A 26,551-nucleotide genomic window follows, 5' to 3' on the forward strand; every position below is an offset into this window, starting at 1 on the left:
CCCTTTTCGCTGCAAGGACTATGACTCGGCGGAGTTGTTTTTTAAGCGGGTCCGATCACTCCGCCGGGTGGGCCAGCGGCTGGGTGCCCATCTCCGATTTCGGGCGCTCCACCGCGGCCGCCCAAACGCTGTCCCGCGGGCCGCTGAGGGCGCGCCGCTCCGCTCCCCGGGCCATGGCGGCGAAGGCCAAGGCGCCGGCTAGCGCCACCAGATCGACTCCGATCAGTCCGTCCGACACCCAGAGACCCGGCATGACGAGGCCGAGCAGTGAGGTCGCCGGGATGGCGGCGGTGGCCGCCGCGCTGGCCCACAGAAGCTCCACCCCCGCGCGGGACGCCCCGCGAAGAAAGGCCCAGGCGCACGCCCCCAGGAAGACCGTGTAGTAGACGCCCCAATGCCAGGCGTGCAGGTCGTCCACCAGCCCGCTCAGCCATTTCCCGGCGGCGATGGTCAGCGACAGGCCGGCCACGCAGCCCAGGCAGACTCCGACCGTTCCGGACGCCAGCAGGCGGGTGGCGCGGCTCTGCTCGACCGGACTGCCGGCTGGCCGGCCCTTTGCCTGCCGCTCCGTCCGCCGCCGCGACTCGATCCACAGCAGGTTGCCGGTGTAGAAGAGCGCCGCCCCGGCCAGCCCGAGCAGGAAGTAGGACCAGCGCACGATGCCGCCGCCGAAGCTCCCGAAATGCAGCGCGAAGAAGGCGGAGACGGTCGCCGACCAACCGTTCTGGTGCCCCGGCATGTATTCGGTGTCGATGATCCGGCCGTCCACCGCCCCCATCAGGACGAAGCCCTCCCGCCGCACCAGATAGCGCGGGTCGTGTCCCCAGACGCGCACGGTGGCGGCCCCGGTGCCGGCGTCGTGATACTCCAGGCTGACCGGCTGGAAGCCGGGGGCGAGGCTGTGGACGCGGGTCAGGAACTCCTTGGGCGGCAGCATCCCCGCCGGACCCATATCCTTCGAGACGGTGCGGAAGGGGCTGCTGGCCGCCGCCACGGCGCGCATCTGCCCGCCATAGACCACGCGGTCCAACGTGTCGTAGATGTGGTCGTGCAGCCCGAACACCACCGCCGACAGGGCGATGACGAGGTGGAAGGGCAGGCTGATCAGCCCCAGCAGGTTGTGGGCGTCCAGCCACAGGCGCTTCACGTTCCGGGTGACGCGCAGGATCAGGAAATCCTTGACCAGCGACGGCAGCAGGATGATCACGCCCGACACCAGCGCCACCACATAGAGCGCGCTGGCGATGCCGGTCACCGTCGTGCCGATGTCGAGATCGCCCGGAATGCCCACGGTGCGGTGCAGGAAATCCACCAGCAGCCCGATGCCGGACGGGTTGAGCTGCTCCACCGCCACGCTCCCGTCCGGCGCCAGGGTGGCGGCCCAGGGGGCGGGGTCGAAGCGATCCTCCGTCCAGGTCAGACGCAACGGCGCCTCTCCGGCCAGCGCCGGTTCGACCGCCAGGGTGAAGTCCCGCACCTCCGGCCGCAGGGCGCGCGTGGCGGCGACCAGATCCTCCGCCCGGTCGAGCGTCGCCGGCGTCACCGCCGCCGGCGGCGTGATCCAGCGTTCCAGCGGCTCCTTGAACATCGTCAGGGCGCCGGCATAGAAGCAGACGAACAGGATCAGGCCGGTCAGGATGCCGGTCCAGGTGTGAACCTGACGGTAGATGCGCACGACGTCGGTGCGGATGGCCATGGCTCGGCTCGCGGCTGTGAGGGCGGGACGGGTGGGCGGAGGGTCAATGCAGCAGCGGGCCGCGGGCGGCGAGCAGCGCGGTGTGGGCCAGGACGCTGGCGCAGCCCAGCCACAGCCAGGCTTGGCGCCCGCTGCGGAACAGGAAGCTGAAACTGAACACTCCCAGCCAGATTGGAACGACGAGCCACATGATGAATTGCAGCTTGTTCACCGCGGCCGGCCCGCCGGGGCCGATCCAGGCGAACAGTCCCGACAGAGCGATGGCCAGCGCGAAGCCCAGGACCACCCCGGCCAGGATCTTGCTCCACCAGTCAGGGCGGATCGGCGTCGGTGTGTTGCGGGTGGAGGAGGCGTCGACCAACGCTCAGCCCTCCCGACGTGCGAGCATGGCGCCGCGGGCGGCGGCGGCGAAGGGCAGAATGGTCAGGAGCAGCATCGCCACGGTGAGGCTGGTGAACAATGCGGTCACCGGATGCATCACCACCGACCACAGCAGCCATCCCTCCAGCAGAGCGAGTGTTCCAGCCACGCGGCTGCGGCGTGCTGCCAACGGGCGCGTCAGCCATTGCTGGCGTGGTGCCGAAAGGTAGAAGCCGGTGATTCCGGCCATGGTCGCGGCCAAGGCCAGCCCGTGAAGGGCGGTTCCTGCCATCGATGCGCTGTCAATCATGGCGCGCCACTCCGACATGGTTGATGAGCGTCACGTTTTGCCAATCGGTAATTGAAATTGCAAGTGATTCCTAATTGCACTCATGGGCTTTCCTTCTTTCGGCTCTGCGCGTTCGAGCGAAATTGGTTCTTGCGCCGGTTGGGTTGTCCCCACATGGTCAACCCCTGAGGGTGATCGTGGGGAATGGGCGGCAAGGGACGGGAGGACGGGGGAATGGGTGTGGATGAGAGGAACGAGGCGATCCGTCGGGGGGACCTCTATGCGCTTCTGTCGGTGTGCACCGATTCGGACCTTGAGCCCCTGGTTGCGTGTCTTGCCGAGGCTCAGCCGGACTTCTTCGAGGCGGACGAGGCGTATCGCAGGCTCAAGCCCCGGCATTCGATCTACCATCGTCTGATCGGCGATGCGCTTCGCCGGTGCGGTGATCGTCCCGCAGCCGGTGGAAGCCGTGGGGAAGGGCCCGCCTACGACCGTCTGGTCGTCGACGTCTGCAAGAAGCTCGACGTGCCGCACGAGCCTGGCAACACCGTCAAAAACGAAAGCAATCTCCTCACCCTTCACCTGGGCCAGCAACTGATGGCGCTGGCCCCCGACGAGCAGGCGGCGGTCTTGGCGAAGGCGCGGGAGGAAGCCTCGATCAGCGCGGCCACGATTGTGACGACGGCCAGGGACGGCGCGAACTCACTGCTGTCCCACGCGGCGCATCTCCGTGATCACATTGCCGCGCTGAGCGCGGACGAGCAGACCGCGGTCCTGTCGAAGGCACGGGAGGTCTCCGGCATGGCCGCTTCCGTGGCGACGGCGGCCAAGGCACGAGCCAATTCCCTGTTTTCCCGCGCGCTTCAGGCTGGGGAACGGCTGTCGCCGCTGCGTGCGGAGGACCAGCCGGCCATCGTGGCCAAGGCCGTGGAGTTTACGGGCAAGGCGGCATCGGTAGCGGCCATAGCCTCCGTGGGCGGCTTGCCGGTGCTCTCGCTTGCCGCGCTCCGGTCCTTGGGGCTCGACACCTCGGGGTTCAGCCTGTCAGAACCGCTCTTCAAGGTGACCGTTCCGTGTGTCCTGCATCTCGCTTACCTGCGCAGGAAACACCTGGATCACCTGTCGGCCGGCGGGTCGGCGGTGGTGTCCGATACGGAGCGGACCGATCGTGTCACCGACGACGCGACCGTCCCAGCCGACGCGTCAGCCGCTCGTCTGGTCATCGGCGCCACGGACGGCCGGCCGGTGCTGGCGCTGTCCCGGATTCCCGAGCCGTCGGCGCGAGCCTGGCATCCCGTCTCGGAATCGGACAACGGCATCAGCCGGCTGAACCCGCTGCTCCAGGCGGTTCCGAACCTTGGGACCGCGTTGCACGTTGCGACGACCAACTACATGGAGGTGGTGGTCAACGGGCAACTTGTGCGGGCGGACGGTGGCGGCTTCCGAGGCTGGGTGCACAACGGGAAGGGCGTCTCGGAACAGGCTCGGCTGTTCGAGGCCTCCGACCTGTCCAACATCGTGAACGCGGGGGCCCTGTTCCAGATCGCGTCCGTGGCGGTCGCGCAGAAGCATCTGGCCGACATCAGTCGGAAGCTCTCCGAGATCAAGGCGGCGGTGGACCGCATCCAGCGCTTCCAAAGCAACGAGCGCCGCGCGGTCCTGACCGGTGCCCTCCGCTATTTCGAGCAGATCGCTCCCTCGGTGCTGGCCGGCGAATGGCCAGACGGCATCCGAAACCAGATCGAGCATCACGAGGCGCATCTGCTCCAGGTCCAGGATCATCTGCTGGAGGACATCCGCCACGAAAGCCAGAACATCCTCGATGTCAAGGACAGCGACATGTTCGGCTCGAAGGGCATGCAGGAGGCGATCAAGGCGCACCAGGAACAGCTCGACGATCTGTACCGCCAACTGCTGCTCTGCATCCGCGCCCGCGCTTGCGGCTGGCAGCTTCTGGTCGCTTTCCCGGGCGAGGAGCAGCTGAAGGAGAATCGCAAGCGCAGCATCCAGGAGGCGATCAGGGCGTTGGATGACAGTGGCGATCTCCTCAAGGAGACCGACCGGATCATGCGGGAGAAGGTGAAGGGGCTTTCCTCCCTGTGGAACAGGACGGCGACGTTGAACGAGCGCAAGCTGGCGCTGCTCGCCTGGAACGAAACGCTGGTGAGTGAGGTGGCGTCCTGCCGGGAGCAGATCAGCCTGGACATCCGGGCGGCCGAGACGGTGATGATCGAACGGCTTCAACCGGTGACGATGCTGCTCAAAATCGAGGGCGAACGGGTCGTGGCGGCGTGCGCGACGTGATGGGAGAAATCGTCGCGAACCGGCAGGGACTTCACGCTCCGTTTCACCCTCCTTCCCGCGTTTTAGAACGGTCCTGATCGGAAAAAATGGAACGAGACAGGAACATTCCTGCCCCGCCACGGACGCTCTGCTGCTAGACTGCGGCCATGGCTGTGTTCGACGATTGCAAGGCCCTGTGCCGCGACTGCGCAGCGGCCCTCCGCGGGAGCGAGCCGCGCTGCCCGAAATGCGGCGGCCGGCGGCTGATTCGCCATGAGGAACTGCACGGCCTCGCCATCGGCCACATCGACTGCGACGCCTTCTACGCGACGGTGGAAAAGCGCGACCGGCCCGAATTGGTCAGCCGCCCGCTGATCATCGGCGGCGACCGGCGCGGGGTGGTGGCCGCCTGCTGCTACATCGCGCGGATGGCCGGGGTGCGCTCGGCCATGCCGATGTGGCAGGCGCTGGAGGCCTGCCCGGACGCCGTCGTGCTGCGGCCCGACATGGCGAAGTACAAGACCGTGGGGCGGCAGGCGCGGGAGTTGATGCACGCCTTCACCTCGCTGGTGGAACCGCTGTCCATCGACGAGGCCTTCCTCGACCTGTCCGGCGTGGCCGAGCGTCTGAGCATCAGCCCGGCCCAGGCGCTGGCTGAACTGGTCCGCCGCTTCGAGAACCAGTTGGGCATCACCGCCTCGGTCGGGCTCAGCTACAACAAGCTGTTCGCCAAGATCGCCTCCGACCTTGAAAAGCCACGGGGCTTCTCGGTGATCGGGCGGGGGCAGGCGCTCGACTTCCTGGCGCCCAAGCCGGTGTCGATCCTGTGGGGCGTCGGGCCGGTGCTTCAGCGCAAGCTGCAATCGGACGGCATCCGCACGGTCGGCGACCTGCGCGGCTGGTCGGAGATCGATCTGGTGCGCCGCCACGGCAAGATGGGCCGCCTGCTGCACCGCTTCGCCCGCGGCCAGGACGACCGCCGGGTGGAGCCGGAGTCGCCGAGCAAGAGCATTTCCGCCGAGACGACCTTCGATTGGGAGACCGCCGACAAGGCCGCGCTGAAGGACGCGCTGCTCCCGCTGGCCGAGACGGTGGCGCGCCGCCTGTCCGCCGCGGGGTTGCGGGGGCGCAGCGTGGTGTTGAAGATGAAGACCGCCGATTTCCAGACGATCACCCGCTCCCGCCGCGTCGATCCGCCCGCGCGGTCGGCGGGGCTGATCTGGCAGACCGGCTGCGAGATGCTGGACGCGGAGCCGGCCGGGCGGTCGATCCGTCTGATCGGCGTCGGCTGCACCGACCTGCTCGACCCGGAGACCGAGGCGGAGCCGGGGCTGTTCGACGGACTCGGCCCGTCTCCGCCGGGCTGAAGCGAATTCGGACCATTCCGGTCCAGGGACCGCTTGCCGCGGGGCGGTGGAGAGGCCCACTCTTCCAGCCGTCGTTTCGGGATGGAGGAACGGGATGAGTCAGGCGGTGTGCGCGGGCGCCATGATGAGCTGCAGCTTCGGGGCGGCGCCGTCCGCGCTGGTGGTGCTGCCGCTGAACCGGACGATGGCCGGAGGGCCGCCGATGGCGAACATCATGGACAACAAGCCCATCATGAACATCCCGCCCTTCGGCGTGTGCACCAGCCCGGCCAACCCCGTGGTCGCCTCGATGATTCCGGTGCCGCCGCCGGGCGTGATCAAGCCGCAGCCCTGCGTCCCCTGCACCGTCGCTCCCTGGGTGCCCGGCGCGCCCACGGTGATGGTCGGCAACATGCCGGCCCTGACCTCCACCAGCAAGCTGATGTGCAACTGGGGCGGGGTGATCCAGATCGTCGTGCCGGGGCAGTTCACGGTGCAGACGCCGTGAGGTGTGCGTGGGTTTTGCCCCCACCCTAACCCTCCCCCGCTATCGCAGGGGAGGGGACTGCCGCCGCTTCGCAGAAGGCACCCTCCCCTGCGTCAGCGGGGGAGGGCCGGGGTGGGGGCAACGTCCTCGCTCTCGGAATGCTCTCACCCCGCCGGGGGCTGCAGCACGGCGATCTCCTTTCCGTCCTCCGAATAGGTCCGCAGCGGTTCGATCAGCAGGCCGCGGCGGTAGACGCCGTGCTGCATCAGCGCGCCGGAGGGGAAGAAGCGGCGCAGCACCCCGTCCTGAAGCCCGTCCAGGAAGGCGGCGCGCTCGCTCACCGTGCCGTCGTCGTAATAGCCCAGGACCGGGCCGTGCAGGCGGTCGTTGGCGTAGCTCTCGCGCCGCATCGGACGGCCTTGCGGGCTGTGGAACAGCGCCTCGCCCTCGCGCTTGCCGTCGCAATACTGGAAGACGGCGGCCACCGTGCCGGTCTCGTGGAAAAAGACGGACGGGCCGTTGAGGAGCCCGCCGCTGTAGGTCATGCGGCAGGTCGGGCGGGCGTTGGCGTAGAAGGTGGTCTGGCCGTGCTGAACGCCGTCCGCATACTCCGCCACCTGGACCAGGGCGCCGCCGGGTGCGTAGTTGCGCACCTCCCCGTGCAACTTCCCGGCGCGCAGCCGGGCGCGCAGGATCGGGTGCCCGTCCTCGCCGTAGGCGGTGTAGAGGCCATGGAACTGCTCGTCGCGCATCTCGCCGCTGCGCACGATGCGGCCCTGCTCGTCGCGCTCCTCCACGGGCTGGGGATCGGCAATCCGGGCTTCAGGTGGGCTTTCGTCGGCCATCTCAATTCACCTTCACCAGGGTGCCCTTGACGGTCATGATGGCGCCGGCGCTGACCTCGCCCATGGTCTGGGCCTTCAGGGTGGCGGACAGCCCCTCGGCGGTCAGGGCCATGCCGGCCTTCAGGTTCATCCCCATGCTCGCCTTGATGTCCATGCCCATGCCCGACTTGATCTCCATGGCCATGCCGGACTTCGCGTTGAAGGCGCCGCCGGCGTCGAGCTTCATGTCCGTGCCGGACTTGACGCCGACCTCGCCGGAGGTGGCGGTCACCTTGACCGACTTGCCCTTGATGACCACGTCGCCGGTCACGTCGATGGTCAGGTTGCCTTTCACCGTCAGGGTGTAGTCGCCGTCGGCCTTGTGGATGAAGTCCGCCTTGTTGGTGTGGGTCTCGTTGCCCTTCACCGTCACGGCGCGCGTGCCCTTCGCGACCTCGTGAGTCTCGTTGCCTTCCGACACGGTGATGCTGTGATCGTTCTTCACGGTCAGCTTGCGGTCGTGCTGGATGTCGATGGTGCTATCGTTCTCGACCGTCTCCACCTCGTCGTGCTTCACGAGGCGGGTCACGTCGTTCAACACCTCGACGTTCATGTCCTTCTGGGCGTGAACGAAAATCTCCTCGGCGTCGGCCTTGTCCTCGAAGCGGATCTCGTTGAACTTGCCGGTGCCGTTCTTCGATGTCTGGGTCTTGATGGTGCTCTTGGTCGAATCGTCGGGCAGGGTGTAGGGCACGGTCTGCTCGGCGTTGTAGACGGAGCCGGTGACCAGCGGGCGGTCGGGATCGCCGTCGAGGAAGGTCACCACCACCTCCTGCCCGACGCGGGGGAAGAACATGATGCCGTAGTTCTTGCCCGCCCAGTTCTGCGCGACGCGGACCCAGCAGGAGCTTTTCTCGTCCTTCTTGCCCAGCCGGTCCCAGTGGAACTGCACCTTGATGCGCCCGTACTTGTCGAGCCAGATCTCCTCCCCGCTTTTGCCGACGACGATGGCGGTCTGGGTGGAGTGGATGCGCGGCTTCACCGCCGTGTCGAGCGGGCGGAAGGGCAGGTCGGGCGGGAAGGCGGTGAAATGGGCGTTGAAATGGCCGCTCGCCCCGTCGATGCGCACGGAATACAGGACATACTCGGCGTTCAGGTCGCTCTTGCTGTGGCCGGACACGGTGATGCGCGTTCCCGCTTCCAGCGACCGGCATTCGCCGCTGCCGCGCACCCGGCGTCCGGGGAAGGCCAGCGCCTGCTGGCGCAGCTTGGCCATCGCCTCGCCGTCCGAAGAGGTGGTGTGGCGGCCCATATAGTCGCTGACCGTGCCGAAGCCCGACGCGCCTTCCGCCGTGGCATAAAGGTCGGTCGAGGGCGTCTCGAAATGGTAGCCGTCGATGCCGTAGCTCTTGGTCGTCACGCGCCGCTCGACGCTGAGACCGTTCAGCACATGGTCCTCGTCGTCGTGCCCTTCGGTGGTGCGGTATTCGAAGGCGTCGAGCAGCGTGCTCTTGGCGAAGGCGTTGGCCCCGTCGCCCAGCACCAGCGTGTGCTTCCCGTCCTCATGCGCGAAGTAATAGAAGATGCCTTCCTCTTCGAGCAGCCGGGCGACGAAGTTGTAGTCGGTCTCGCGGTACTGCACGCAATATTCGCGCTTGGCGTAGGTGCCGGTCAGCGACTTCTTGAGATCGGTGTAGCCGGCGCCCTTGCAGACCTCCTCGACGATTTCCGGGACCGTCTTCTCCTGGAAGATGCGGCAGTCGCCGGAATGGGTCAGCATCCACAGCCAAGGGTGAAGCTCCGCCTCGTAATGGGCGACTTGGCCGCGGTCGTCGACATGGGTCAGCTCGATCCGGCCGACGATGGCGTTGATGTAACGCACCGTCTCCTGGTCGCCGAGCGTGATGGCGACGGTCACCGCCTTGCCGACGACGCGGTCGAACGCGATGTCCTCGTCCGACGAGATCATGGTGACGCGGTAGATGAACAGCGACGACAGCCGCTCCTCCCCCACGATGGTGCGCAGCGCCAGCGCGTCCGCCCCCAGCGGGGTGGTGATGGACAGATACTGGCCGTCCTGGGAAAAGCGCTTCGCCATCCTCGCCGCTCCCCGGTCAGGCCGCCGTGCCGTCCACGCCGACGGTGAAGCGGCCGTCCGCGCCGTGGTCCACGGTGATGCGGCCCACCGGCTGGCCGGCGGCGACGCGGTCGAGGATGCGGATCGCCACCTCGGGCACCACGAACTCCGACAGCAGCGTGTCGATCATGCGCGCCCCGGCGTCGGAGTTCAGCGCCCGCAGCACCAGCGCCTCCACCGCCGCGTCGGTCACGGCCAGCTCGGCGCCGCGGTTGCCGGCGGTGCGGCGTTGCAGCTTGTCCAGCTTCATCGTCACGATGCGGCGGATCTGCGCCTCGCTCAGCGGGTAGTAGGGCACGACGGACAGGCGGCCGAGGAAGGCCGGGCGGAAGCGGCGGCGCAGCACGTCGGAGATGGCGGCCAGCCCCTCCTCCCGCGCCTCGCCGATGCGCCCGGCGTCGAGCGCCTCGCGGCCCAGAGCGAACAGCTCCGTGTCGCCGAGGTTGCTGGTCAGCAGGATCAGCGTGTTGCGGAAGTCCACCTCCACGCCCTCGCCGTCCTCCAGCACGCCCTTGTCGAAGACCTGATAGAACATGTCCAGCACGTCGGGGTGGGCCTTCTCGACCTCGTCCATCAGCACCACGGCGTGGGGGCGGCGGCGCACCGCCTCGGTCAGCACGCCGCCGCTGCCGTAGCCGACATAGCCCGGAGGAGCGCCGCGCAGGGTCGCCACGGCGTGGGCCTCCTGATACTCCGACATGTTGATGGTGATCAGGCTGTCCTCGCCGCCGTTCAGCAGCTCGGCGAGCGCCAGGGCGGTTTCGGTCTTGCCGACGCCGCTCGGGCCGCTCAGCAGGAAGACGCCGATGGGGCGGTGCGGCTCGCCCAGCCCGGCGCGGTAGCCGCGCACGGCCCGCGCGATGGCCTGGAGCGCCTGCGGCTGGCCGATGACGCGGGCGGCCATGCGGTCCTCCAGCGTGGCGACCACCTCCAGATCGTCCTTGGACATCGAGCCGACCGGGATGCCGGTCCAGTTCGACACCACGGCGGCGACCACCGCGCCGTCCACCCGGTGCGGGACCAACGGGCTGTCGCCCTGGATCGCTTTCAGCTTTTCCGTCGCGGCGGCGGCCTCCACCGCGTGGCCGGCCTTCAACGCGGCCTCCACCGCATCGACAAGGTCGCGCTCGCGCGTCCAGCGTTCGTCCAGTGCGGCCTTCTCCAGGGCCAGCGCGCCGCGGCGTTGCGAAATCTGCGACAGGCGGGCGTGGTGGGCAGTGCCGGGCTCGGCCTCCAGCCGCTCCGCCTCGCGGGCCAGGATGGCGTCCTCGCGCTCCATCGCCTCGATGGCTTCGGGCTTGGAACTGCGGGCGATGGCGACGCGGGCGCAGGCGGTGTCGAGAACGCTGATCGCCTTGTCGGGCAACTGGCGGGCGGGGATGTAGCGGGCGGACAGGGCGACCGCGGCGGCGATGCCGTCGTCCAGCACGCGGACCCCGTGATGCTCCTCGAAGCGGCGGACGAGGCCCCGCAGCATGGCCGCCGCCGCCGTCTCGTCCGGCTCCGGCACCGAGACGGGCTGGAAGCGGCGGGCCAGCGCCGGGTCCTTCTCGAAATACTTCTTGTACTCGGCCCAGGTGGTGGCGGCGATGGTGCGGAACTCGCCGCGCGCCAGGGCGGGCTTCAGCAGGTTCGCCGCGTCGCCCTGGCCGGCGGCCCCGCCGGCGCCGATCAGCGCGTGCGCCTCGTCGATGAAGACGACCATCGGCACGGGGGAGGCCGAGACCTCCTTGATGATCGACTTCAGCCGGTTCTCGAACTCGCCCTTTACCCCGGCCCCGGCCTGGAGCAGCCCGAGGTCGAGCGTGCGGATGACCATGCCGCGCAGCGGCGGCGGCACGTCGCCCTCCGCGATGCGCAGGGCCAGCCCCTCGACGATGGCGGTCTTGCCGACGCCGGGGTCGCCGACCAGGATCGGGTTGTTCTGGCGGCGGCGCATCATCACGTCGATAACCTGCCGGATCTCGCGGTCGCGCCCGATCACCGGGTCGATCTTCCCGGCCTTGGCCTGGGCGGTCAGGTCCTGGCTGTACTGGTCCAGCATGGCCCGCCCGTCCGACGCGGCGGAGACCGGAGCGGCGGCGGGAGAGGATTCGGATGCAGCGGCGGACGGTCCGCCTTCTTTCAGGACGCGCACCAGCTCCGGCAGGTCGGACGCGGTGCGCTCGCGCGGCAGGGCGAGCAGGGAGGGGGCGGACTCCGTCACCACCGCCCGCACGGAATCGCAGGCGACCGCGGCCCAGAGGATGGCCGGGAGAAGGATCTGCGGGCTGTCCAGATGGGTGACGGAGATCAGCAGCGCCGTCTCCAGCATCTCCGGCACGCGGGGGGAGAAGGCCGGGGTGCGGCTGTTGCCGCGGCGGATGCGGTCCAGCGCCGCGTCCAATTCCGTCTCCAGCCGGCCCGCCTCGACGCCGTAATGGCGCAGGATGCCAGCGACGGTGGCGTCCTTCAGCCGCAGCAGGGCCAGCAGCACATGTTCCGCCTCGACGTCGTAGTGGGTCTGCGAGACGCACAGCGCGGCGGAGCGTTCCAGCACCTTGCGCCCGTCGCGGTCGAGCTTTCCGATGAGGGACTTGATGTCGGCGGTCACGGGACGGCTCCCTGGGGTGACGTTGCGGGCGGGGCGGGGTCGAGGGTCAGGCGCCCGTCCTTCAAATTCGGGCGGCCCGGCGCCCGCAGCCAGGAGGTCCAGCCGAGGCGGCTGCCCTCCGGCGGCTTGGTGGACAGGCGCGTCGGCGGCACCTTGGTGGCTTCCAGCACCAGCACGATGCGGAAGTCCATGCCGTCTCCGGTGTGGAAGCGGGCCAGCGCGCAGAGCGTCTGGTGGTGCCGTCCGTCGGGCAGGAACTCGCGAAAGCGCTCCAGGCTGTCGAGCGTCAGTTCGATGGCGTAGCAGCTCTGCTGGTCCCAGACGCGGCGGCCCAGCACGACGGTGCGGCCGAGGCTGTTGTTGCGCGCGCCGAATCCACCGCCGATGCAGGTCCGGCTTTCCTCGTCCAGCGGCAGCCAACGCCCGACGAAGCTCTCCACCCGTACCTTCACGCGGAAGACGGCGCCGAGGATCGCCTCCAATCCAGCCGACGAGCGGCGCCGGTTGGCGAGGATGCCGGAAAAGGCCAGCAGCATGCGGTCGGGCGTGCCGGGCAGACGCTGCTCCAGGCCGGGCGTGCCGATGCCGGCCAGAGCGCGCAGCACACGCGCCATCAGGGTGCGTTCCGGGTCGCGCTCCAGCAGGGGCAGGCTGCCCTGACGGGTGCGGTAGAAGATCGACATCAGGCGGTGGTTGAAGATGTCGTAGAAGGCCGAGCCCGCCGTGTCGCGCCGGGCCGCCCGCTCGACGAGCAGTTCGGTGGCGACGTAGGGCAGGGGGCCGTTTATGCCCGCCACGCCCAGCACGGGGGAGCGGACGACGCCGCGCCCGTCCTCGGTCCGCCGCGCCTCGACGACGTCGCTGGCTGGGAAGACGAAGCTGGGGTCGTGCTCGATGCGGACGGCCTCCTGCTCCGGGTCGATGCCGGTGCCGAGCGGCGCGTAGCCGGGGGCGGCGCGCTCCAGCAGGGCGATGGCCTGCAGCAGGTCGAAGCCCCAGGGCTCGGTCTCCAGCCGGTCGATCAGGGCGGGAGGGTGGCCCGAGGAGGGGGGAGGGCGCTCCGTCACAGGACCGGCTGGCTGCCGGCAAGGCGCGACCATGCTTTCCACACCCCTTCCCGTTGCACCGAGCGCAGCCGAAGCTGGGCGAAGGCGTTGACGTTGACGTAGAGCCCGAGGAAGCGGCTGAGCACGCCGCCGAAGACCAGCGGGCTGGCGCCGACGAAGTTCCGCTCGTCCAGGGCCACCGTGACCTCCAGGCCGCGCACGAAGCCGCGCCAGGCGTCCTGTCCCATGCGGTGGAGCACCGGGCGGGAGGACAAGCCCTGCACGCCGCGGATCTGGTGCTGGGCGGACGGATCGTCGGGCGCGTGCAGCAGCAGGATCGATTGCAGGGCGCGCAGCCCCTCGGCGTCGCCGGTCAGGCTGAGATGGTTGACCGACAGGTGCGAGATCAGCTTCCAGGCCGAGGAACCGCCCGCCGGGGCGGGGCGGCCGGGCGTCGGCTTGTGCAGGCAGCGGATGGTGGCGATGGGGGCGGATTCCTCGATCATCAGCGCGGCCCCCGCCGGGACCTGCTCGGCCAGCGCCCGGTTGGTGCAGAGGGTGCGCACGAGGAGCGTCTCGTCCGCCGGGTCGGTCGGCGTCAGGTCGAGGTGATGCAGGCTGAGATGCAGGTCGGTGCCCGGCACGTCCTCCCGCTGGGTCGGCTCGCGGGCGGCCAGCCAGAAGCCGCGCGGCTCCGTCTCGGCCTCGGCGTGCTGGTGCGAGAAGAGGGGGACGTAGCGGTGATGCATGCCGTCGCCGTCGCGCAGGCCGCTGACCTCCAGGATGGAGTGGACCTCGGTCGTCCGCTCGCGCAGGGCGTCGGGGACGACGCGGTAGGCGGTGCGCCGGTGGTTCAGCCGGATCGGCTCCGCGGTGCGGTTGAACAGGTTGACGATGGGCGTGCAGCCGAGGACGAAGCTGTCCTTGCGCAGGGTCAGGCGGTTGGGCAGCGGGCGCGACACCGCGATCAGGATGTCGACGACTTCCCCCGACAGCCGCCCCCGGGGAAGCGGCAGGTCGTAGAAGTCGAACTTCTGCGGAAACTCGAAGTATTCCTGCAACAGGCCGTAGGCGGGCTGGGCGTGCCTGGGATGGGGCAGCACCGTCTCGTCCGGACCGAAGCCCACGGGGGCGATCAGGTTCTCGCCGCGCAGCCGGACCGGCGGCTTGCCGGGCTGGACATAGGCGATCTCGACCACGCCGCACAGGAACAGCTCGTGCAGGGCGGAGGTGAGGATCGTCTCGCCGTCGATGAACAGGCGCAGCTTGTCGATCGGCAGATTCTCGAAGGACTGGTTGCGCGTCTCCAGCCGCAGCCGCAGCACCGAGGCGGTGGCGGCGCCGTCGAGGAAGTCGTAGCGGTCGGCGGGCTCCACCGCCGCGTCGGTCACCGCGACCGGCCACAGTGTCACGTCGTAGGCGGTGCGGAAGCGGCAGCGGATGTTGTCCTCGGCCACGGCGTGCAGCGGGGTGCCGCGCGGGACGCGGAAACCGCCGGTCAGCCGCCCCTCGCCGGGTGTCGGCTCCATCCGCGCGATACCCATGGCGGGGATCGGCGCGATCATCTGCGGGTGCAGGATGCCGAGCAGCGCCTCGGAAAAGCGCGGGAACTCGCGCTCCAGATTGAGTTGCAGGCGGCCCGACAGGAAGGCGAAGGATTCGATCAGCCGCTCGACGTTGGGGTCGGCGGCCTGATCCGGTCCCAGCGCCAAGCGGCGCGCGATCTTGGGATAGCTGCGCGCGAAGGCTTCGCCCGCCCGGCGGACGTAGAGAAGCTCGCGTTCGTAATGGTCGAGGAGGTCCTCGCGCCGCATCCTGGTGCGTCCTTTCAGCCGGACTGGCTTGGCTCGGTGGGGGCCGGGCCGCGCAGACCCACGTCGAATTCCAGCCGTTCGGTGACGGTGCCCGCCACGACCTCGCCTGAGATGCTGGTGACCATGGTGCCGCGCCCGGTTCCGGCGCTGACGGTCACCCGCGGGCGCTTCAGCCGCGGCTCGAAATCGATGATGGCCTGCCGCACCATCCGCTCCACCTGACGGCGGTCGGCGTCGGAAGCGGCGTCCAGATGCGTGATGTCGGAAATCCCATACTCCAGCGCCGTTCCGCCGAGGTCGGGGCGTCGGGTGCCGGTGCTGCGGCTGTCGAGGATGCGCGCCACCTCGCGCCGGATCGACGCCTTGAGGTCGGGCATGGACAGCACCGTGGCGGACGGCTCGTCGCCCGTCGGGTGGTCCGGTTCGAAGTCGATCAGCCGTTCGAACAGCAGCGACCGTCCGCCGGTCATCGTCTTGGGCTGGGTCATCGCCGTGTCCGTTGGGGGAGTGAAACGCCATTTTGTAATCCTCTCCCCTCTGGGGAGAGGATGGCCCGAAGGGCCGGTGAGGGGGTTGCGCTTGTGCCGGACGTGCCGACATGCACAACCCCCTCACCCTCCCCTCTCCCCAGAGGGGAGAGGGTTTCCCATCATGGGGAGGCTGGCTCAGCTGTCGGAGACGGTGCCCTTCAGCAGGTTGAACTTCACGCCGCCACCGCCTTCGTGCTTCTGCTCCTCGGTGTAGCGCTTGTAGGTCCAGTAGATCTCGGTGGCGTTGATCTCGATGGTCTCGGTCGTGTCGCCCTCGTTGACGCTCAGGCTGTGCTTGGCGATCAGCGGGTTGGTCAGCTCGATCGTCAGGAACTCGCCCCACTGGTGGGTGTCGCCGATCGGCTTCAGGCAATGGATGGTCCACTGCTTCTTCGCCGTGTCGGAGTTGGCCGAGCGCAGCAGCAGCGAGATCAGCTTGGGCGAGGCCCGGTCCCATTTGCGCTCGAGCGTGATGTTCTCGACCTTCGGGGTGTGGACCGTGCGGCGGGCGTTGGTCGACACTTCCATTTCGACGGTCATGTCCTGCGACAGGGATTCGCACAGGATCATGTCCTTGAACACCACGCCCCCGGCGATCTCCACCGCGGACTCCCCCTGGACGTTGGGGATATCGAGAATGATCATAGACATGCGGATTTACTCCGGACGATGCGTTCGGGGGGAGGGGATCAGGCTTCCGGCGCCGGCAGTTCGGCGACCATGCGGATGGAGGCCGACAGCTCTTCGAGCTGGAAATGCGGACGCAGGAAGATGTTGGCGCGGTAGACGCCCGGACGGCCCGGCACGTCGTAGACGTCGATGCGGGCCTCGCGCAGCGGGAAACGGGCCTTCGTGCCCTGCGACGCCTCGTCGTCCAGAAGGACGTAGTTGGCGATCCAGGTGTTCAGGTGGTCCGTGATGTTGTTGCGCGTCAGGAAGGCGCCGATCTTGTCGCGCAGCATCACCTTCAGGTAATGGGCGAAGCGCGACGACACCAGCATGTACGGCAGCATCGCGGAGATGCGGGCGTTCGCGTTGGCCTCGTCGGTGTTGTAGACCTTCGGCTTGTTGGTGGTCTGGCCGCTGAAGAACGCCGCGTAATCGGTGTTTTTGCAGTGGACCAGCGAGATGAAGCCGAGGTCGTTCAGCTCCTTCTCACGGCGATCGGTGATGGCGATCTCCGTCGGGCACTTCAGGGCGATGTCGCCTTCGTCGGTCTTGAAGGTGTGGCTGGGCAGACCCTCGACCTTGCCGCCGCCTTCGACGCCGCGGATGGCCGCGGTCCAGCCGTGCTTGGCGAAGCTGTCGGTGATGCGCGCGGCCAGTGCCCAGGAGGCGTTGCCCCACAGGTACTTGGAATGATCGCGGCCGTCGGTGTCCTCGACGAAGTTCATGCCTTCGACCGGAACGGTGTTCGGGCCGTAGGGCAGGCGCATCAAGACGTGCGGCATGGTCAGCGAGACGTAGCGGGAGTCCTCCGACGCGCGGAAGGACCGCCACTTCACCATCTCGGCCGTCTCGAAGATCTTCGAGAGGTCGCGCGGGGCGCCCAGCTCGCCGAAGTTCTCCATGTCGAACATCGCCGGCGACACGGCGCTGATGAACGGCGCGTGGGCGGCGGCGGCGAGGTTCGACATCTTCTCCAGCAGGGAGATGTCCTGCGGGTGGCGGCCGAACTCGTAATCGCCGACCAGCATGCTGTAGGGCGTGCCGCCCAGCGTGCCGTATTCGGCCTCGTAGACCATCTTGAACATGGCGCTCTGGTCGAACTCGACCGCGCTGTCCAGGTCCTTCTGAAGGTCCTTGCGGGAGACGTTGAGGACGCGCAGCTTCAGCGTCGTCGAGGTCTCGGTGTTCATGACGAGGTAGTTGAGACCGCGCCACGTGCCTTCCAGCTTCTGGAAGTCGGGGTGGTGCATGACCTCGTTCAGCTGGTCGCTGATCAGCTCGTCGATCTGCGCGATGCGCTGGTTGATCGCCTCGACCACGTCGATGGCGGAGGCATCGCCGGTCTCGGCGAGGACCTGGTCGACGAATTCGGTCAGAAGGTCGCGGGCGTAGGGCCGCTGGCCCTCCTCGCGCGCCATCTTGCCTTCGACCATCATGCGGTCGAGCAGGGACAGACTGGCGGCGCTCTCAACGGACGTTTCCGTGCTCACCTGTTCGCTCCGTGAAGGGGGTTCTGGTTGGGCTTACCGGGAGGGGGGATCAGGCGGGCTCGCCCGCGGGCTCGCCGGCCGGGGTGCCGGCCACCGGGCCGAGGAGCTTCTTCAGCTCGTCCTGCTGTTCGGTGCTGGTGATGACGTCGTTCAGCAGGCCGTTCAGCTCGTCGTTGCCGTCCAGCTTGGCCAGCAGGTCCGACAGCTTCTGCCGGGCTTCGAACAGGCGGCTCAGCGTCGGCACCTGCTTCAGCACCTCCACCGGCTGGAAATCGTCCATGTGGCGCATGTTCAGCAGGATGTTCAGCTTGCCGCCATCCTCCTGCAGCTTGTTGTCCACCTGGAAGGCGAGGCGCGGGCCGACGGAGGCCATCACGTCGTTGAAGTTGTCGCGGTCGATCTCGACGAACTTGCGCTCCTTCAGCTTGGGAAGGGGCTTCTCCGGCTTGCCGCTGAGGTCGGCCAGGATGCCGACCAGGAAGGGCAGCTCCTTCATCTCCTGGGCGCCACCGGTGTGGACCTCGTAGGTGAGCTTCACCCGCGGCGGGCGGACGCGCTCCAACTTCTTCTGACTGCTCTCGCTCATATCTGACGACCTCATAGGGTTGTGCGCGTCGCGCGCCGGCTGTCGAGCTTCGCCATCATTCGAAAGGCACCCCCGCGGAGGCCAGCCGAGATGGACCCCAATTGGACGACATCGCCCCGGAACACCTCCGTTTCGGAGGGAATGTCCGGCGTACGAAGCATCGCCCGCTCAGCTTCGAAGGTGCTGCAAGAGGAAGTTGCGGGCCTCCAGTAGTTGACTCATCCGCTCGGCGCTGGAGAGCAGGCCGGTGTCGGGATGGAAGATCGGGGCCAGCGTGCGGAAGCGGCTGTTGACCGTCTGCGTGTCCAGCCCCCATTCGTGGGTGAAGCCCAGCACGTAGGTGGCCTGCCAGGGCTTGCGGATCGGCTGGCGCAGCGGGCGGAAGGCCAGCGTCTCCAGCGCAGCCGTCAGCTGCTCCAGCCGCAGGCGGCAGCGGCTCATCTCGCTTTCCACGGCGTTCAGCTCGCCCGCGGTGATGAGGTGCGCGCCGTCGTCGTTGCCGATGGTGGCGGCGACCCAGGCGGCCTTGCGCACGGTCGCCGCGTCCAGCGGCGTGGCGTGGCGCACCCGCAGCTTCGGCACCACCCGCACGCGGCGGGTTCCGCCGTTCTTCAGCGTCACGGTGCGGTGGGAGACGTCCACCGGCTCGGGGCTGCCGGGATCGGGCAGATGGGTCAGCGCTTCCGGCCCGACCAGCGTCAGGCAGGAGCGGATCAGGGCGGGCACCGTCATGCCGCGCGCCGCCGCCGCGGAGTCCACGGCGGCGTAAAGGGCATGCTGACAGGGTGCTGTGATGGTGGGCAAAGGGCCTCCGGGTACGCACGGCGGTATTGCCCCGCAAGGTGTGCGATGGCGGCCCGCCGCGGAACGCCTTGTTGGTCCACTCCCGGAGTCACGCCGCCGGAACTGCGTCCGTTGCGGAGCGAAGGCGGTCAGGCGTCCTTGCCGCCGCGGAATTCCTCCATCACGGCGCGGATGCCGGTTTCCAGCGCCCGGACGCGGCGGCGTTGCCGCTCCTCCCGCCGCGTGGCCTCCTGCGCCTCGCCACGCAGGCGGTCCACCTCCTCGACCAGCGAGGGGGCGACGGTGCCGCGGTCGGTGTAGAACAGCCCGACCTGGATGACCTCGTAGAGGGAGGTCCCGGCGGGCATCAGCCGCTCCAGCGCGGAGAGGGCGGCCAGCCGCTCGCCGGGGGAGTCGCTGCGCAGCCGGGCGAGGATCGCGTGCAGGCGGGCATCCCGGTTCATGATGGCCGGTTCATGATGGAGCGTGTCCCTTCTGGTTGGCCGGTCTGGTTGTTTGGTCTGGTTGGTCGGGGGAGTATCGCAGGGGCCGGGGAGCGGCAAAAGCAGATCAGACCAAGTTGGGCCAATCTGAACGGGATGCCCCCGTGGAAAGCCGCTATAGCCGGACCCTTGGGAGGCTGGCCATGCTCTACGGTTTCGGGCGTCTGGCGCTTGTTTTGTGGCTGTGCGCCGTGGGTGGGCAGGCGTTCACGCTGTTCGCCTTTCACAACGCGGTGGCGGAGGCGCACACGGCGGAAATCGCCGCGCGCGCGTCGGCGCTGGCCAGCCGCGTCGCCGCCAGCGCGGCGGAGCGCGCCGCCATCGGCTTTCCGCTCGCCGACCAGAACGACCTGCAAAGGCTGATCGACGTGGCCTCCACCGGCGGCGGGGGCTTGCGGCTCTATGTGGTGGACCCGCGCGGGACCGTGCTGTTCGCCACCGCCCAGGCGGCCGGGACGCCGGTGCCGGTTTCCTGGATGGGTGGCGCCGCGGGGTTGCCGGCGGAGCCGTGGGACCTTGCGGACCGCGACGGCGTGCTGGTCGGCGTGCCGGTGGCCGACGCCCTGGGCAAGCCCGCCGGCGCCGTGCTGGGCCTCGCCCCGCAGCAGGACGCGCGGGTGGAGGTTCTGGCCGCGCTGCGCGAGACGGCGACGGTCACCGCCGTCTTCCTGGCCGCCATCGCGATCCTTGCCGTTCTGGGCACGCGGCTGCTGCTGTCGGGTGTCTGCCGGTCCGTTCTGGAGCGGACGGCCTTCTACGCCGCCGAGGCGCGGCAGCTCCAGGCCGATGCGCCCGCCGTGGCGGTCGCCGATCCGGCGCTGTCCGCCGTCCTGGCTGGGCTGCGCGCGGCGGAGACCGAGGCCGCCCGCATCGACGGGGAGGTGCTGCGATGACCCGCCCGGCGACGCTGTTCCCCCAGCGCAGCGTGTTGCGGCGCTTCATCCCGCTGATGGCGGTGGTGGTGGTCGTGCCCTGGCTCGCCACGCTGGCGGCGGCGCTGATCGCCGCGGCGGGGCTGGCCGACCGGGGAACCGCCTCCCGCGCCGAGATCGTCGGGACGGGCATTGCCCATGACCTGGAAAAGGCGCTGGGGCTCGGCCTGCCGCTCGACCGCATGGCGGGGATGGACGACTATCTCGGCGAGGCCGGCGCGGTCTTTCCGGAGATCAAGCTGATCCTGGTGGTGGACGGGGCCGGGCGCCCACTGTTCCAGAAATCCGACGCGGCGCGCCCCGACCTGTCGGTCCGGCTGGTGCCGGCGGAGACCGATTGGTCCGCGCTGGGGCTGGTCCTGCAACGCTTTCCCATTCGCCAGGGCGCCGCGACGGCGGGCGAAGTTCTCTTGGGCCGCAGCGCCGTGGCGCAGCCGGCCAACGCGCCGCGCATCCTGATCGACTTTGCGGTGGCGCTGAGCATCGCGCTGGCGCTCGGCGGGCTGGCGCTGCGCACCATGCTGAACGCCCAGGTGATGGCGCCGCTGCGGCTGGCGGTGTCGTTGGAGGCCAACCTCGCGCGCTCCGCCTACGACCGCATCGCCCCGCCGGTGGAGCAGAGCCTGATCGGCACTCTGCTGGCCGAGATGAACCGGGTGGTGACCGGCGTGAACGACCGCTTCGCCCGCCTGCGAAGCTATCTGGCCGAGGTGCGCGACCTCAGCTTCAACAAGGACGCCGCGGCGGAGGTGGCGCCGCTGATCGAGCGGATCGAGCGGCTGGGCCGCTTCTCGCCCGACCGGCTGACCGCGCTGGCGCCACCGGACGCCGGATCGTTGCCCTACGCCACCGCCTTCTGCGCCGGTGTGGTTGCGGCCGCCGCCGCGGCCATGGCGGCGCGGCACCTGCCGGCGGGCATCGCGCTTGGCGGGGTGGTTCTGGGCATGGCCGCGGCGGTTCCGCTCGCCTTCGCGCTCGGCCGCCGCGCACCCGTCGCGGGAGCGCTGGCGCTGGGCGGTTGGGCGCTGCTGAACGGGCTGGGCGACGGAGTGGTTGTCTGGCTGAGCGGGGTGGTGCTGGGCGGGCTTTCCGCGGCGCTTCCCTTCCAGGCGGCGCGCCCTGCCGCGGAAAGTCTGCGCGCCGGACCGGCGGTGTCCGCCGCGGGCGGTCTGGTCGCCGGGACGGGGTTGTCGGTCCTGTGCATCGGCGGTGGCGCGCCGGGCGTTCTCATGGCCGGCGCGGTGCTGTTCGGATTGGCCGGTCTGCTGGCCGCCGTCCGGCTGGAGCGGCGGAGTGGTCTGACGCTGCCGCGCGTGACCCTCCGCGCTCTGCTGGCGGTGGACCGTTGGTGGGCGGACGGGACGCTGCGTCCCAAGGGTTGGGGGCTGTGGCTGGTCACAGCGCTGGCCTTGGCGGTGTTGAGCCGGGCCGACGGCGGTGGGGCGATGGACGCCCGCCGGGTCGCGGAACTCTTCTGGCTGCACGCCACCCCGGCTTGGCTGGCCGCCGCGCTGGTCGCGGTGCTGGTGCCGCGGTGGGCTGTGGGGCTGCTGAGTTTGGGTGCGACGGCGGCGGTCGGGCTTCTCCTGGCGCTCGGTCCGGTGGAGCCGGGAACGGCCGTCGCGCTGGGCATCGCCGCGGCGCTTGGCGCCGGCCATGCGGGATTCGCGGCGTCGGGGAACTGGGGTGGGCTGACCGCGGTCCGCGCCGCGCTGACCCTGGCCGGAACGCTCGGCGTGCTGTGGCTGTCCGGCGGGAGCAACACGGTGGTGGCCGCCGGAACGCTGCCCTCCCTCGCCATGCTCGCCGGGATCGCCGCGCTGCCGCCGCTGGCGCTGGCCCTGTGGCGCCACGCCACGCCACGCCGGCGCGTTCCGGTCGAAGGGGAGGCCGCGCGATGACCGGTCTTCGCCAGCGCATGACGGTGGCCGCCGCCGCGGTGGTCCTCGCCGTGCTCGTCACCGCCGCCGTCTTCGCGCTGCTGCGCATCGAGAGCGGCGCCACCCGTCACGCCGAGGATGAGGGGCGGCTGACCCTGCGGCTGTGGGAAGGGCTGCTCGACCAGTCCGCCGCGGCCGCTCGGGTGGCGGTGGGCGATCCCCGCCTCACCGAAGCGCTGGAGCGCGGCAACGCCGCAGCGGCGATGGAGCGGCTCGGCGCGCTGGGGTTTACCGCGGTGACGGTGGTCAACGGCGCGGGGCAGACCCTGCTCGCCGTCCCGGCCGACCAGCCGATCCGCCTTCTCGACGAACGGCGCATCGGGCAGGTGCTGGCCCGCAACGACACGCAGGACGGTCTGGTGCTGACCGGCGGTGCCGCCCAGCTTCTGCTCGCCCGCCCCTTCGGCGCGCAGCGGCCGGCCGACCGGGCGCTGGTCGCCATCCGTCCGCTGACGGGCAGCCTGGAGGCTCTGGCCGGCGTCCTCGGCGGCTCCGCCTTCCTGGTCGGCAGCGACGGCACGTTGTACGGCCACGCCGGGCCGCTGGCCTGGGCCGATGTGCGTCCCGCCGCGGAGCGTGGCGAGGAGGCGCAAGCGACCATCGGCGCCCGCGGCTACGGCGTGCGCAAGCTGCGCCTGCCCAAGGTGGCCGGCACCGAGGGGGACGGCACGCTGTACCTCGTCACCGTGCGCGAGACCACGCTCGCCGCCATGGCGGACAGCCTGCTGGACAGTTCGGCTATTCTGGTGGTGCTGATGGTGCTGGTGGCGGGAACGCTGGGGCTGGACTGGTATTTCCGGCGGGTCTTCACGCCGGTCTACGCCTCGATGTCCGCCTTGTCGGCTTTGGCGGCGGGTGACACCGGCGTCGCCGTGCTGGGGGCGGAGCGCACCGACGAAGCCGGGCAACTCGCCCGCACCGTGGAGGTCTTCCGCAGCCGCAGCCGCGCGCTGCGCGACGCCGAGGAGCGGCGCGCCCGTCACTGGCTGCGCCAGCAGTCCTTCATCCGCCGTCAGATGCTGCGCCTGTCCGAAACCCTGCCGGAGCAGGGCCGGCGGGAACTCCTCGCCGACCTCGCCCGCATCGAGGCCGCGTCGGAGGGCAGGACGCCCTGCGCCCGCACCGACGATCCCGGCGCGCTCGCCGTCGCCTTCGAGGTGATGGCGGAGCGCGTGCGTGACCAGCACACCGCGCTCGACGCCATGGTCCGGCAGCTTCAGTCCGCGCTGGACACCCGCACCGAGCTTGTGGAACTGCAGAAGCAGTTTGAGATCGCCCGGCGCATGCAGGCGGCGATCCTGCCACCCGACCTGACCACGGCCCCCGATCTGGAGGCGTCGGGCCTGATGCGACCGGCGGCGGAATTCGACGGCAGCTTCTACGATTTTTTCCTGACGGCGGACGGGTCGCTGGCGGTGCTGATCGGGCAGGTGTCGGGCGGCGGGCTGGCGGCGGGCTTCATGACGGTGACGGCGCGCGCCGCGCTGCGGACGCTCGCGGCGGCCGGGCTCGGGCCGGCGGCCTGCCTGACCGGTGCAAACCGGCTGCTGGCGGCGGACAACGCCGCGGGCCTGTCGATCGGGCTCGCCATGGGCATCGTGTCGCCGCGCTCGCGCCGGCTGGTCTTTGCCGCCGCGGGCGTGCCGGAGCCCTTCCTGCTGCGACGCTTCGGCGATGTGGTGGATCTGCCGGTGGCGGCAAACCCGCCGCTCGGCCTCGATCCCGTGATGACGGCGGTGGAGACCGCGCTCGACCTGCCGGTGCCCTCGACTCTGGTGCTGTGCAACGGCGGGCTGCTGGACGGCGAGAACCGCTTCGGCGTCGCCTTCGGGCGGGCGCGGCTGAGCGGCATCCTCGGCAACCTCGACGACCTGTCCGCCGCCAGCGTCACCGCGGCGGTGTCCGCCGGGCTGGCCGAGCATGGCGGCGGCGCCGCGATGGCGGTGGACCGGCTGTGCGTCGCCCTGCGGGTGCGGGCATGAGGGCCGGCGGACCTCCATTCCCTCTCCCGTCCCGGGAGAGGGTGGCGCCAATGGCGCCGGGTGAGGGTCGTGCAAGGATGGTGGCGCGGATTCTTGGCCGCACCCTCACCCTCCCGCCGCGACGCGGCGGGCCCCTCCCTCTCCCGGGGCGGGAGAGGGGTTGGCGGGCGGGGCGCCTTTTCGCCGGTGTTCTGGGAATGATGGGCGCCCTGCTTGCCGGTCCGGCGGCGGCGGAACTGGCCCCGGCGTCCGACGGTGGACCGGCGCTGTTCCAATGCAGCCGCTACCTCCGCAACGGGGAGGCGCTCTACGGCATTCCTCCGGGCATTCTGCACGCCATGAGCGTCGTGGAATCCGGGCGGGCCGGGATGCCCTGGCCCTGGGCGCTGAACGTCTCGGGGCGCCCGCACTATCCGTCGACGCGGCGCGAGGCGCTGCGGCTGATGCAGGACGGCGAGGGGGGCCTGCGCGGCGACGTGGCGGTCGGCTGCATGCAGATCCACACGCGCTGGCACGCCGGTTCCTTCGCGGGGGGCGAGGACATGCTCGACCCCGCGGTCAACGTCGCCTATGCCGCCCGCTTCCTGCGGGAGCTGTACGACCGCCACGGCTCCTGGACGGAGGCGGTGCGCCGCTACCACGCCAGCGACCCGACGGCGCAGGACACCTACCTTTGCCTCGTGCTCGACCGGCGGGTGCGGCTCGGCTATCAGCGCGAGACGGCGGAGATGCGCCGGCTGTGCGGCGGCCCGGAATCGTGAGCGCGGTGCCATGAAGAAACTCCTGGTCGGCGTGCTGGCGCTGCTCCTCCTCCTGGTGGCCTTCGCGGGCGGCTATTTCCTGGCCGGGGGCAGCGTGCCGGGAGGCGCGGAGGACCCCGCGCCCGCCGAGGCGAAGGCAGCGCCCGCCACGCCCGCCGCCGCCGCACCGCAGGATGCGGCGAAGGCCGAGCCGGAGAAGGCTGCTCCGGCCGCCGTCCCGGTCCGTCCGGTCGCTGCCGTGAAGGCAGCGACGGCGCGCTTCTCCATCGAACTCGGCGTTTTCCGCTCCGCCGGGAACGCCCAGGATTTCGCGGCGGCGCTGGCCGGGCGGGGCCTTCCGGTGGAGATCGTGGAGACCATGGACGCCGCCGGCGGGCAATGGCACCGCGTGCGCGCCGGCGCCTTCGCCGACCGTTGGCAGGCCGAGGCGCGCCGCCCGTCCTTCGAGCGGACCGCCGGGATCGGCGGCGTGGTGGTCGAGGAGCCGCTTGCCGCCGCCCAGCCCGCGAAGGCCGGCGGCGGCGAATGATCCAGTTCGGACCAAGGGGGTAACCCGCCGGATTTGCGGGCTTCTCCGCAGGACGGGGTGGGCTTCCGGTCCATCGCCGCGAAACCCCCGCCGGACTACGCCAGAACGAACCAGACAGCGCGCGGATTTGGGCCGCCGGGATGCTTCTATCAGGCTGGGCCGCCACCCTGCACGGCGAGCGGTCCGCCCGACGGTTTCTTCCCCAGGAATTCCCGCGATGACCACGATCACGCTCGGACGATGGCAGGTGGCGGCTCTGGCCGCCGGCGTCGCCGTGCTAACCGTCGTGGCCCTCCTGCTCGGCGCGGTGATGGCGGCGCTGATTCTGACCGGCAGCGGTGACGCGCCCATGGCGTCGGTCTCCGCTCCAGCCGCCGCGTCTGCCGCGGCGCCCGCCGCTGGCGGCGGACTGGGCGCGATGGCACGGAGCAACATCGCCGACAGCTTCGAGGCCCGCCAGGGCGTGATCGAGACGGCCGACATCTTCAGCGACGAGGCGCGCGGACGGGCGATTTCGGCGACCGAGCCGGTGACCCGCAGCGCCGCGGACGCGGCCCGCCGCTTCCTGCCCGGCTGGATGGCGGGCACCGCCGCCCACGTCATCGAGAAATCCGCCTACCGCGTCACCGAATTCGCCGGCAACAGCGTGGAAGGCGTCGTCGAGGACACGCTGAACGACCGGCTGGACGCCCTGAAGGAGGATGGCCCGGCGCCGGTCCGCCACTACGCCATCGAACTCGGGCGCTTCGCCACGCCTGCCAACGCGGAGTCCTTCGCCGCCGCCGCCGCCCAGCGCGGCGTGCGCGGCACGGTTGATTTCGCGCCGCTGCCCGGCGGCAACGCCCCCTACGCCGTGCGCACCGGGCGCTACGTCGCCGCCGACGAGGCCGCCCGCGCGCTCGACGCGCTCATGCGGGCCAACGGCGTGTCCGGAACCGTCGTCACCCTTGCCGATGCGGGAGAGCGTTGAA

General features: G+C 70.1%; 23 protein-coding genes. 9 read left to right on the forward strand and 14 right to left on the reverse strand.

Going from position 1 to position 26,551, the window contains the following annotated elements; genetic code table 11:
* Positions 1 to 55 precede the first annotated feature (55 nt).
* Genes ACFPMG_RS30530 through ACFPMG_RS30540 form a run of 3 tightly spaced genes read right to left on the reverse strand, consistent with a single transcriptional unit; the run spans position 56 to position 2,366 of the window.
* Positions 56 to 1,696, reverse strand: coding sequence for a PepSY-associated TM helix domain-containing protein (locus tag ACFPMG_RS30530; protein WP_376999295.1), 1,641 nt, complete (start codon positions 1,694 to 1,696; stop codon positions 56 to 58).
* 43 nt (positions 1,697 to 1,739) lie between these two features.
* Positions 1,740 to 2,057: a hypothetical protein gene (locus ACFPMG_RS30535; protein ID WP_376999297.1), complete on the reverse strand. Its 318-nt coding sequence runs from the start codon at positions 2,055 to 2,057 to the stop codon at positions 1,740 to 1,742.
* A gap of 3 nt (positions 2,058 to 2,060) precedes the next feature.
* The gene (locus tag ACFPMG_RS30540; RefSeq protein ID WP_376999299.1) at positions 2,061 to 2,366 is read right to left on the reverse strand and encodes a hypothetical protein; all 306 of its coding nucleotides are present in this window, start codon (positions 2,364 to 2,366) and stop codon (positions 2,061 to 2,063) included.
* A 213-nt stretch (positions 2,367 to 2,579) separates the two neighbouring features.
* On the opposite strand from ACFPMG_RS30540, the gene ACFPMG_RS30545 reads away from it, so the two are divergent.
* The 3 genes from ACFPMG_RS30545 (at position 2,580) to ACFPMG_RS30555 (ending at position 6,482) form a co-directional block, all read left to right on the forward strand.
* The gene (locus ACFPMG_RS30545) at positions 2,580 to 4,649 is read left to right on the forward strand and encodes a hypothetical protein (protein WP_376999301.1); all 2,070 of its coding nucleotides are present in this window, start codon (positions 2,580 to 2,582) and stop codon (positions 4,647 to 4,649) included.
* A gap of 146 nt (positions 4,650 to 4,795) precedes the next feature.
* On the forward strand, positions 4,796 to 5,995 hold the full coding sequence (locus tag ACFPMG_RS30550) for a DNA polymerase IV (RefSeq protein ID WP_376999303.1): 1,200 nt from the start codon (positions 4,796 to 4,798) through the stop codon (positions 5,993 to 5,995).
* Positions 5,996 to 6,089: 94 nt separating this feature from the next.
* On the forward strand, positions 6,090 to 6,482 hold the full coding sequence (locus ACFPMG_RS30555; protein ID WP_376999305.1) for a DUF4280 domain-containing protein: 393 nt from the start codon (positions 6,090 to 6,092) through the stop codon (positions 6,480 to 6,482).
* Between the two features lie 143 nt (positions 6,483 to 6,625).
* Here ACFPMG_RS30555 and ACFPMG_RS30560 read toward each other — a convergent pair whose 3' ends face one another.
* The 11 genes from ACFPMG_RS30560 to ACFPMG_RS30610 form a co-directional block, all read right to left on the reverse strand.
* On the reverse strand, positions 6,626 to 7,306 hold the full coding sequence (locus ACFPMG_RS30560; RefSeq protein ID WP_376999307.1) for a toxin-antitoxin system YwqK family antitoxin: 681 nt from the start codon (positions 7,304 to 7,306) through the stop codon (positions 6,626 to 6,628).
* A 1-nt stretch (position 7,307) separates the two neighbouring features.
* The gene (locus ACFPMG_RS30565; protein ID WP_376999309.1) at positions 7,308 to 9,383 is read right to left on the reverse strand and encodes a type VI secretion system Vgr family protein; all 2,076 of its coding nucleotides are present in this window, start codon (positions 9,381 to 9,383) and stop codon (positions 7,308 to 7,310) included.
* Between the two features lie 16 nt (positions 9,384 to 9,399).
* The gene (gene tssH, locus ACFPMG_RS30570) at positions 9,400 to 12,015 is read right to left on the reverse strand and encodes a type VI secretion system ATPase TssH (RefSeq protein ID WP_376999311.1); all 2,616 of its coding nucleotides are present in this window, start codon (positions 12,013 to 12,015) and stop codon (positions 9,400 to 9,402) included.
* On the reverse strand, positions 12,012 to 13,115 hold the full coding sequence (tssG, locus tag ACFPMG_RS30575) for a type VI secretion system baseplate subunit TssG (RefSeq protein ID WP_376999313.1): 1,104 nt from the start codon (positions 13,113 to 13,115) through the stop codon (positions 12,012 to 12,014). Before tssG ends, tssH begins: the two co-directional genes overlap by 4 nt.
* Positions 13,079 to 14,875, reverse strand: a complete 1,797-nt coding sequence (gene tssF / locus ACFPMG_RS30580; RefSeq protein WP_376999315.1) for a type VI secretion system baseplate subunit TssF — start codon at positions 14,873 to 14,875, stop codon at positions 13,079 to 13,081. Before tssF ends, tssG begins: the two co-directional genes overlap by 37 nt.
* Positions 14,876 to 14,889: 14 nt before the next feature.
* Complete coding sequence (gene tssE, locus ACFPMG_RS30585; RefSeq protein WP_376999317.1) at positions 14,890 to 15,363, reverse strand: type VI secretion system baseplate subunit TssE; 474 nt, start codon at positions 15,361 to 15,363, stop codon at positions 14,890 to 14,892.
* A gap of 177 nt (positions 15,364 to 15,540) precedes the next feature.
* Complete coding sequence (locus ACFPMG_RS30590; RefSeq protein WP_109071735.1) at positions 15,541 to 16,056, reverse strand: Hcp family type VI secretion system effector; 516 nt, start codon at positions 16,054 to 16,056, stop codon at positions 15,541 to 15,543.
* Positions 16,057 to 16,094: 38 nt separating this feature from the next.
* Entirely contained in the window at positions 16,095 to 17,564 is a 1,470-nt protein-coding gene (gene tssC / locus ACFPMG_RS30595; RefSeq protein ID WP_040134770.1) for a type VI secretion system contractile sheath large subunit, read from the reverse strand.
* Between the two features lie 49 nt (positions 17,565 to 17,613).
* A complete protein-coding gene (gene tssB / locus ACFPMG_RS30600; RefSeq protein WP_094306710.1) occupies positions 17,614 to 18,150 on the reverse strand; it encodes a type VI secretion system contractile sheath small subunit in 537 nt (178 codons plus the stop codon).
* A gap of 168 nt (positions 18,151 to 18,318) precedes the next feature.
* Entirely contained in the window at positions 18,319 to 18,954 is a 636-nt protein-coding gene (locus ACFPMG_RS30605; RefSeq protein ID WP_353859696.1) for a hypothetical protein, read from the reverse strand.
* Positions 18,955 to 19,082: 128 nt separating this feature from the next.
* Positions 19,083 to 19,397, reverse strand: a complete 315-nt coding sequence (locus ACFPMG_RS30610) for a hypothetical protein (protein WP_014198567.1) — start codon at positions 19,395 to 19,397, stop codon at positions 19,083 to 19,085.
* Between the two features lie 182 nt (positions 19,398 to 19,579).
* On the opposite strand from ACFPMG_RS30610, the gene ACFPMG_RS30615 reads away from it, so the two are divergent.
* The 6 genes from ACFPMG_RS30615 to ACFPMG_RS30640 all read left to right on the forward strand — a co-directional run bounded on the left by ACFPMG_RS30615 (position 19,580) and on the right by ACFPMG_RS30640 (position 26,550).
* Positions 19,580 to 20,329, forward strand: coding sequence for a hypothetical protein (locus ACFPMG_RS30615; RefSeq protein WP_376999322.1), 750 nt, complete (start codon positions 19,580 to 19,582; stop codon positions 20,327 to 20,329).
* The gene (locus ACFPMG_RS30620) at positions 20,326 to 22,269 is read left to right on the forward strand and encodes a hypothetical protein (protein ID WP_376999324.1); all 1,944 of its coding nucleotides are present in this window, start codon (positions 20,326 to 20,328) and stop codon (positions 22,267 to 22,269) included. The genes ACFPMG_RS30615 and ACFPMG_RS30620 overlap by 4 nt, the downstream gene beginning before the upstream one ends.
* Positions 22,266 to 24,290 carry a SpoIIE family protein phosphatase gene (locus ACFPMG_RS30625; RefSeq protein ID WP_376999326.1) on the forward strand — a complete coding sequence of 675 codons (2,025 nt, stop codon included), beginning with the start codon at positions 22,266 to 22,268 and terminating at the stop codon, positions 24,288 to 24,290. Before ACFPMG_RS30620 ends, ACFPMG_RS30625 begins: the two co-directional genes overlap by 4 nt.
* A gap of 197 nt (positions 24,291 to 24,487) precedes the next feature.
* Positions 24,488 to 25,051, forward strand: a complete 564-nt coding sequence (locus ACFPMG_RS30630) for a lytic transglycosylase domain-containing protein (RefSeq protein ID WP_376999328.1) — start codon at positions 24,488 to 24,490, stop codon at positions 25,049 to 25,051.
* Positions 25,052 to 25,061: 10 nt separating this feature from the next.
* Complete coding sequence (locus tag ACFPMG_RS30635; protein ID WP_376999330.1) at positions 25,062 to 25,580, forward strand: SPOR domain-containing protein; 519 nt, start codon at positions 25,062 to 25,064, stop codon at positions 25,578 to 25,580.
* Between the two features lie 217 nt (positions 25,581 to 25,797).
* Positions 25,798 to 26,550: an SPOR domain-containing protein gene (locus ACFPMG_RS30640; RefSeq protein ID WP_376999332.1), complete on the forward strand. Its 753-nt coding sequence runs from the start codon at positions 25,798 to 25,800 to the stop codon at positions 26,548 to 26,550.
* Position 26,551 lies beyond the last annotated feature (1 nt).

The sequence above is a fragment of the Azospirillum himalayense genome (assembly GCF_042657465.1).
GTDB classification, from domain to species: domain Bacteria; phylum Pseudomonadota; class Alphaproteobacteria; order Azospirillales; family Azospirillaceae; genus Azospirillum; species Azospirillum himalayense.

Bases quoted from the DNA above. Each gene is read 5' to 3' on its own strand.
- ACFPMG_RS30530 (WP_376999295.1), bottom strand. From the start codon at position 1,696: ATGGCCATCCGCACCGACGTCGTGCGCATCTACCGTCAGGTTCACACC.
- ACFPMG_RS30540 (WP_376999299.1), bottom strand. From the start codon at position 2,366: ATGATTGACAGCGCATCGATGGCAGGAACCGCCCTTCACGGGCTGGCC.
- ACFPMG_RS30545 (WP_376999301.1), top strand. From the start codon at position 2,580: ATGGGTGTGGATGAGAGGAACGAGGCGATCCGTCGGGGGGACCTCTAT.
- ACFPMG_RS30550 (WP_376999303.1), top strand. From the start codon at position 4,796: ATGGCTGTGTTCGACGATTGCAAGGCCCTGTGCCGCGACTGCGCAGCG.
- ACFPMG_RS30555 (WP_376999305.1), top strand. From the start codon at position 6,090: ATGAGTCAGGCGGTGTGCGCGGGCGCCATGATGAGCTGCAGCTTCGGG.
- ACFPMG_RS30560 (WP_376999307.1), bottom strand. From the start codon at position 7,306: ATGGCCGACGAAAGCCCACCTGAAGCCCGGATTGCCGATCCCCAGCCC.
- ACFPMG_RS30565 (WP_376999309.1), bottom strand. From the start codon at position 9,383: ATGGCGAAGCGCTTTTCCCAGGACGGCCAGTATCTGTCCATCACCACC.
- tssG (WP_376999313.1), bottom strand. From the start codon at position 13,115: ATGGTCGCGCCTTGCCGGCAGCCAGCCGGTCCTGTGACGGAGCGCCCT.
- tssF (WP_376999315.1), bottom strand. From the start codon at position 14,875: ATGCGGCGCGAGGACCTCCTCGACCATTACGAACGCGAGCTTCTCTAC.
- tssE (WP_376999317.1), bottom strand. From the start codon at position 15,363: ATGACCCAGCCCAAGACGATGACCGGCGGACGGTCGCTGCTGTTCGAA.
- ACFPMG_RS30590 (WP_109071735.1), bottom strand. From the start codon at position 16,056: ATGTCTATGATCATTCTCGATATCCCCAACGTCCAGGGGGAGTCCGCG.
- tssB (WP_094306710.1), bottom strand. From the start codon at position 18,150: ATGAGCGAGAGCAGTCAGAAGAAGTTGGAGCGCGTCCGCCCGCCGCGG.
- ACFPMG_RS30610 (WP_014198567.1), bottom strand. From the start codon at position 19,397: ATGAACCGGGATGCCCGCCTGCACGCGATCCTCGCCCGGCTGCGCAGC.
- ACFPMG_RS30615 (WP_376999322.1), top strand. From the start codon at position 19,580: ATGCTCTACGGTTTCGGGCGTCTGGCGCTTGTTTTGTGGCTGTGCGCC.
- ACFPMG_RS30620 (WP_376999324.1), top strand. From the start codon at position 20,326: ATGACCCGCCCGGCGACGCTGTTCCCCCAGCGCAGCGTGTTGCGGCGC.
- ACFPMG_RS30625 (WP_376999326.1), top strand. From the start codon at position 22,266: ATGACCGGTCTTCGCCAGCGCATGACGGTGGCCGCCGCCGCGGTGGTC.
- ACFPMG_RS30630 (WP_376999328.1), top strand. From the start codon at position 24,488: ATGATGGGCGCCCTGCTTGCCGGTCCGGCGGCGGCGGAACTGGCCCCG.
- ACFPMG_RS30635 (WP_376999330.1), top strand. From the start codon at position 25,062: ATGAAGAAACTCCTGGTCGGCGTGCTGGCGCTGCTCCTCCTCCTGGTG.
- ACFPMG_RS30640 (WP_376999332.1), top strand. From the start codon at position 25,798: ATGACCACGATCACGCTCGGACGATGGCAGGTGGCGGCTCTGGCCGCC.